Source organism: uncultured Rikenella sp. (assembly GCF_947628055.1).
In the GTDB taxonomy this organism is placed as follows: Bacteria; Bacteroidota; Bacteroidia; order Bacteroidales; family Rikenellaceae; genus Rikenella.
In genome coordinates this window covers 37,080-43,649 of the sequence record NZ_CANQYJ010000004.1, presented here as the reverse complement: position 1 = coordinate 43,649, position 6,570 = coordinate 37,080, and the positions used below count along the sequence as shown (strand labels likewise).

6 protein-coding genes are annotated in these 6,570 nt (G+C 55.6%); 4 read left to right on the top strand and 2 right to left on the bottom strand.

The window, feature by feature from the left end:
• Positions 1 to 229: 229 nt before the first annotated feature.
• Complete coding sequence (locus Q0Z93_RS00840) at positions 230 to 784, bottom strand: NADH peroxidase (RefSeq protein ID WP_298061612.1); 555 nt, start codon at positions 782 to 784, stop codon at positions 230 to 232.
• Positions 785 to 823: 39 nt separating this feature from the next.
• Positions 824 to 1,246, bottom strand: a complete 423-nt coding sequence (locus tag Q0Z93_RS00835) for a Fur family transcriptional regulator (RefSeq protein ID WP_298061610.1) — start codon at positions 1,244 to 1,246, stop codon at positions 824 to 826.
• A 293-nt stretch (positions 1,247 to 1,539) separates the two neighbouring features.
• On the opposite strand from Q0Z93_RS00835, the gene Q0Z93_RS00830 reads away from it, so the two are divergent.
• From Q0Z93_RS00830 to Q0Z93_RS00815, 4 genes are all read left to right on the top strand, one after another.
• A complete protein-coding gene (locus tag Q0Z93_RS00830) occupies positions 1,540 to 2,205 on the top strand; it encodes a succinate dehydrogenase cytochrome b subunit (RefSeq protein ID WP_298061608.1) in 666 nt (221 codons plus the stop codon).
• Between the two features lie 61 nt (positions 2,206 to 2,266).
• The gene (locus Q0Z93_RS00825; protein WP_298061606.1) at positions 2,267 to 4,210 is read left to right on the top strand and encodes a fumarate reductase/succinate dehydrogenase flavoprotein subunit; all 1,944 of its coding nucleotides are present in this window, start codon (positions 2,267 to 2,269) and stop codon (positions 4,208 to 4,210) included.
• A gap of 359 nt (positions 4,211 to 4,569) precedes the next feature.
• Entirely contained in the window at positions 4,570 to 5,313 is a 744-nt protein-coding gene (locus Q0Z93_RS00820) for a succinate dehydrogenase/fumarate reductase iron-sulfur subunit (RefSeq protein WP_298061604.1), read from the top strand.
• 179 nt (positions 5,314 to 5,492) lie between these two features.
• Positions 5,493 to 6,569: a M43 family zinc metalloprotease gene (locus tag Q0Z93_RS00815; protein WP_298061602.1), complete on the top strand. Its 1,077-nt coding sequence runs from the start codon at positions 5,493 to 5,495 to the stop codon at positions 6,567 to 6,569.
• Position 6,570 lies beyond the last annotated feature (1 nt).

The window sequence follows — 6,570 nt, the reverse complement described above, 5'->3', positions numbered from 1 at the left end:
CTCAAGAGATGCGTTAGCATCTCAAAAAGTTTGGCTTCGCCTTCCTCCTGGCGCCTCGGCCATTCGAGCAAGCTCGACGGCACTCGGCTGCTGCGTCGGTTTTCTGGTTCTCTTTGTTCACAAAGAGAACAGTACCCTCAAACATAGGGTAGTGATTAAACGAGCGGATAAACGCGAGGGGTGGGCTGCATGATGCAGCCCACCCCTCGCGAACAGAGCGGAAAAACGACTATTTATTGAAATAGCGGTTATACAACCCCTCGAAACCCTTGCCATGCCGCGCCTCATCCTTGCACATTTCGTGCACCGTATCGTGGATAGCATCCAGCCCCAGCTCCTTGGCCCGCGCAGCGATCCGTTTCTTGTCCTCGCAAGCCCCCGCTTCCGCCTCCATGCGCGCCTTGACATTCGTTTTCGTGTCCCAGACCACCTCGCCCAGCAACTCGCAGAACTTCGCCGCATGTTCAGCCTCTTCCCAGGCATAGCGTTTGAACGCCTCCGCAATTTCCGGATACCCCTCACGATCCGCCTGGCGGCTCATCGCCAGATACATCCCCACCTCGGTACATTCGCCCGCGAAGTGCGCCTTCAATCCCTCAAGCACCTCCGAATCGACCCCCTTCGCCACACCGATCACATGCTCGTCGACGAACGTAAGCCCCCCCTTCTGTTCGACATACTCCTTGAATTTTTCCTTCGGCTGTTTGCACTGCGGGCAGAAATCGGGAGCCTCCTCCCCTTCGTAAATGTAACCGCAGACCGTGCAGATGAATTTCTTTTTCATAACGTGTTGTTTTATGGATTGGGTTTGTAAAAAAGTCGATTATTTTTCCCGTTTGCCGGCGCAAGAGGCACATATACCTTTATAATATATTTGTGCACACTCCGCCGCATGCCCTCCCTCCGGCAGCGGCAGCACCGGAGGCGAGGCGAAAAACACATCGTGCAGCGCACCGCATTTCGTGCAGAAGAAATGGCCGTGCACGCTCGTATCCCCGTCGAAACGCGAGCCCCTCGGGTCGATCGCGATATGCGCCGCCGCCCCCTGCGACACGAACAGATTCAGCGTATTGTAAACCGTGGTCTTCGACAACGTCGGAATGTCCGGCACCAAAGCCTCGAAAACCTCCTCCGCCGTCGGATGCGTCCTGTGCGTAAGCAGGTAATCCATTATAGCGATCCGCTGCACTGACGGCCGGATACCGTGGCTGTGAAGTAATTCTCTTGTATTTGCAGGGGTTTGCAACGCTATTTGTAATAATTACATATTTGGATCGAATGCAAAGATAAAGAGCCGTTTCGGAATTTGCAAACTTTTCGCGATTTTTCTCAGCCTTCTTCCGTCACAGACGCCCGACGAGGCCCGGAAAAAAATTTGTGTAATCCGAAAAAGGGAAATACCTTTGTTAATAGAAAAACAGCGCCGTTTCCTTCTGGTATTTACGGAAAAGGAACCGCCTGCGCGCGCCGCACCCCCATTATTATTTCCCGTACCAATCAGGCTTGCAAAATACCAATCATTCAAAACCATCAAAACTTATGAGTAAACTCTGGAGCTCTTCCATCGGGAAGAAATTAGTAATGAGCCTCTCGGGGCTTTTCCTGATCGTCTTCCTGCTCGTCCATCTGGCGGCCAACCTCTTTTACTACGGCGGTCCGGAGGCTTACAACGCCATGTGCGCCTTCATGGACACCAATCCGTTCATCAAAATCATGGTGCCGGTGCTGGCCTTGGGGTTTGTCATCCATATCGCCTGGGCGACCGTCATCACACTGAAAAACCAGACCGCGCGGCCGGTGAAGTACAAAGTGCAGGACTTGGGCAAATCCTCCACATGGGAATCGCGGAACATGTATGTGCTGGGGATTATCATACTCGGCATGCTGGCGTGGCACCTGACCCACTTCTGGGCAGAAATGCAGCTCCAGCACTTCATCGGCGGCGAAGCGACGGACAGTCCGTATGAACTGTTGGTGCAGACGTTCGCCAATCCGGTGATCGCAGTGCTGTACATCATCTGGGTCATCGCGCTGTGGTTCCACCTGCGGCACGGATTCTGGAGCGCCTTCCAGACCATCGGGCTGGACAACCAGATCTGGATCCGGCGGTGGCAGTGCGCGGCACGGGTCTACGCCTTTATCGTGGCAGCCGGCTTCATCTCGATTCCGGTATCGGTGCTGTTGATCCGCTGCTTCGGGAAGTAAGGATGCGGCGCATTGCGGCGATCAAACCATTCGAATTCACACTTAATTCCGACTGAAAGATATGAGCATACTCGATTCCAAAATCCCCGAAGGGCCGCTGGCCCTGAAGTGGAGCAAACATAAAGCAGAAATCAAAGTCGTCAGCCCGGCCAACAAGCGCAAGTTAGACGTGATCGTCGTCGGGACGGGGCTCGCGGGGGCATCGGCGGCGGCATCATTGGGCGAGCTGGGGTATAATGTCAAGGTATTCTGCATCAGCGACTCGCCCCGGCGCGCACACTCCATTGCGGCGCAAGGAGGGATCAACGCGGCGAAAAACTACCAGAACGACAACGACTCGGTCTACCGCCTCTTTTATGACACCATCAAAGGGGGGGACTACCGGGCGCGGGAAGCCAACGTCTATCGGCTGGCGGAAGTCTCCAACGCCATTATCGACCAGTGCGTGGCGCAGGGGGTTCCTTTCGCGCGCGACTACGGCGGACTGCTCGACAACCGCTCGTTCGGGGGGGCGCAGGTTTCCAGAACATTCTATGCCCGCGGTCAAACCGGGCAGCAGTTGCTGCTGGGGGCCTATGCGGCCTTGAACCGGCAGATACAGAAAGGATCGGTAAAATCGTACCCGCGGCATGAGATGTTGGACGTGGTGCTGATCGACGGCAAGGCGCGCGGGATCATTACCCGGAACTTGGTGACGGGCGAGATCGAACGGCACGGAGCACATGCCGTGCTGATCTGTTCGGGAGGGTACGGGAATGTCTTCTTCCTCTCCACGAATGCCATGAACTCCAACGGGTCGGCGGCTTGGCAGTGCTACAAGAAAGGGGCGATGTTCGCCAATCCGTGCTTTACGCAGATCCACCCGACCTGCATTCCGAAACACGGGGAACAGCAGTCGAAACTGACCTTGATGTCGGAATCGCTGCGGAACGACGGACGTATCTGGGTGCCGAAGAAGAAGGAGGATGTCGAAGCGGTGCGCTCGGGGGCGAAGAAACCGTCGCAGATTCCGGAAGAAGACCGGGATTACTACCTGGAACGCAGGTATCCGGCGTTCGGGAACTTGGTGCCGCGCGACGTGGCTTCGCGGGCGGCGAAGGAACGCTGCGATGCGGGCTATGGGGTGAATGAGACGGGCCTGGCGGTATTCCTGGACTTCTCGTCGGCGATCGCGCGGTTGGGCAAGGAAGTCATTGCACAGCGGTACGGAAACCTGTTCCAGATGTACGAGAAGATCGTCGATGTCAATCCGTACGAAGAGCCGATGATGATCTACCCGGCGGTACACTATACGATGGGGGGCATCTGGGTCGATTACAACCTGATGACGACCATCCCGGGGCTGTATGCCTTAGGGGAGGCGAACTTCTCGGATCACGGGGCGAATCGGTTAGGGGCTTCGGCGCTGATGCAGGGCTTGGCGGACGGCTATTTCGTCATTCCGTACACGCTGGGGGACTACCTCTCGCATGACATCCAGACGCCGAAGATCGATACGAACCACCCGGCGTTCGAGGAGGCGGAAAAGGCGGTGATCGACAAGATCAACCGGCTGTTCGCGATCAAGGGAACGCGTTCGGTGGACGATCTGCACCGGGAGCTGGGGAATATCATGTGGGAGTATGTGGGGATGGGGCGTACGAAAGAGAGCCTCGAAAAGGCGATCGTCGAAATCCAACGGCTGCGGAAGGAGTTCTGGTCGAATGTGCGGGTGCCGGGCAAGGAGGGCGAGTTCAATCAGGAGATCGAAAAGGCGCTCCGCGTGGCGGACTTCCTGGAAATGGGCGAACTGATGGCGCGCGATGCGCTGAACCGCAATGAGTCGTGCGGGGGCCATTTCCGCGAGGAGTTCCAAACGCCGGAGGGCGAGGCGCTGCGCGATGACGACCATTATGCTTATGTGGCGGTCTGGGAGTACAAGGGCCCGGATGCGGAACCGGAATTGCATAAGGAGGAGTTGCATTTCGATACGGTGCACCTGGCTCAACGCAACTACAAAGACTAATTCCGATAACGTTTTAACTGTTTAATCGTTCGTTTATTTTCTACCTTATGTTTGAGGGTACTGTTCTCTTTGTGAACAAAGAGAACCAGAAAAACTTTTTGAGATGCTTCGCATCTCTTGAGCCTGCCGGATACCCTTTTCTTTGATTTGTCGGGGTGCGGGGAATCGGGCCGATATAATGAGGTTCGTACCTAATCGGCCCGATTTCCGCGCCCCGAACCAAACGCAATGCAAGAGGACTGCGGAGCCTAAGGAGTAGCGTAGCTTCACAAAGTTTCTTTGGTCCTTTCTGTTCACAGAAAGAACAGTCACTCACAGTAGGGTACAGAATAAACGAACAGAAAAAAAGATAGAGCTTTATGAATTTGAAGTTAAAGATATGGCGTCAGAAAGACGCCCACGACAAAGGTCATTTTGAAGAATACCACGTCGAAAACGTATCGGAAGGGAGTTCATTCCTCGAGATGCTCGACATTCTGAACAACGACCTCATTCACTCAGGGAAAGAACCCATCGCCTTCGACCATGACTGCCGCGAAGGGATTTGCGGGATGTGCTCCCTATTCATCGACGGGAGAGCACACGGGCCCGACGACGACATCACCACCTGCCAGCTGCATATGCGCAAGTTCAAGGACGGGGATACCATCACCATCGAACCGTGGCGGTCGAAAGCATTCCCCGTGATCAAAGACTTGGTCGTGGATCGGTCGGCCTATGACAAGATTTTGCAAGCCGGAGGATATATCTCGGTGAATACCGGCGGAGTTCCGGACGCCAACGCCATTCCGATTCCGAAGAAAGACGCCGACGAATCGATGGACGCAGCGGCTTGTATCGGTTGTGGGGCATGCGTGGCGACTTGCAAGAACGGGTCCGCCATGCTCTTCGTGGCAGCACGGGTAAGCTCGCTCGCCTTGCTGCCGCAAGGGAAAGTCGAAGCGGCAAGACGTGCCAAAGCGATGGTAGCCAAGATGGACGAACTCGGCTTCGGCGGATGCACCAACACGGGAGCCTGCGAAGCCGAATGTCCGAAAGGGATCTCGATCGCCCATATCGCCAGACTCAACCGCGAGTTCCTGTGCGCGAAACTGAAAGACTAATCTTCTCGGCAGGGGGGCCAGTCCTTCCCTGCTGCTTCCTAACTGATTTCGATAATAAAGCCGTTCCCCCGTTTTTCGGCGGGAACGGCCTCTTTTTTGCAGGTCTCTCACCCGCCGGGCCGCTCGGCAGTTGAAAATAGGCACAGGAATATTAACTTTACGCAAATTAATCTCTCCGAATGAAGACGAAAATACTGCTTTCCCTGACAGCATTCGCCTTGCTGCTGGCCGGATGCAAAAAAGATACGGCCCCCCAGGAGCCCGCCAGCTCCGACATACCGAACGGAACCATTCCCATCGTATTCCACGTACTGTACGAAAACCCGGCCGATCCGATACAAAACCCGGACGCCTCGGTTTTCCGGAAGCGGATCGGACAGATTAACGAATTTTATGCCGCCACATTATTCCCGAATGCCGGGAGCCGGAAAGTGCAGGTTACCTTTACTCTGGCTACACACGATCCGACAGGCCGGCTGTTGGACGAGCCGGGAGTCAACCGCGTCGGGTATGCAGGCTCGGCCAATATGAGCGCCAGCGAATTTCTGAGCGCCAAAAGAACCCTGCAGGCCCGCGACAAAGCCATTCTGTGGGATCCCAACCGATACGTCAACGTCTGGCTGTTCGGGTTTCTGGTCTCGTCCGATCCCGAACAGGACGAAAACAACGTGACCGGCATTTCCTACCTCCCGTATTGTACCACGGCCCATCCGTTGGACTTGCTGGTCAAATGGGACGGCGCTATTACGCAGCAGCCGTATTACATGCATGGAATCACCCTCAACAACCGTTATTTTCTTCCGCATACGAGTGGGGGGAACCTTTTGGACGACGAAGGCATGTTCACCTTCTGCCATGAGATGGGGCATTATTTAGGATTGCGCCACGCATTCAGCGAGCCGAAAGAAGGGGAGGGCGACTGCGACAATCCGGACAACGCCAGCGACGACGGATGCAGCGACACCCCGAAATACGACCGGAAGACCTATCAGGCCTCATTCTATGCCGGCACACTTCCTTATGACCGCTATTATCGCCAGCCGTGCGACGGCGGAGAACTGTGCCTGTCGACCAATGTGATGGACTACTATTACAGCCTGCGTACGAACCTGACAGCCCAGCAGCAGGCCCGGATCGAACATGTGATGGCCTACAGCCCGTGGATTCCGCGAAGCAAAGCCGCCACCAAAGCCCTGCTCGAAAACTTCACCGGCGAAATTACCGACGAGCGGCCCGAACCGATCCTGATGTACTGAC

Coding starts and splice junctions, on each gene's coding strand:
- Q0Z93_RS00825 (WP_298061606.1), top strand. CDS start 2,267: ATGAGCATACTCGATTCCAAAATCCCCGAAGGGCCGCTGGCCCTGAAG.
- Q0Z93_RS00815 (WP_298061602.1), top strand. CDS start 5,493: ATGAAGACGAAAATACTGCTTTCCCTGACAGCATTCGCCTTGCTGCTG.
- Q0Z93_RS00830 (WP_298061608.1), top strand. CDS start 1,540: ATGAGTAAACTCTGGAGCTCTTCCATCGGGAAGAAATTAGTAATGAGC.
- Q0Z93_RS00840 (WP_298061612.1), bottom strand. CDS start 784: ATGAAAAAGAAATTCATCTGCACGGTCTGCGGTTACATTTACGAAGGG.
- Q0Z93_RS00820 (WP_298061604.1), top strand. CDS start 4,570: ATGAATTTGAAGTTAAAGATATGGCGTCAGAAAGACGCCCACGACAAA.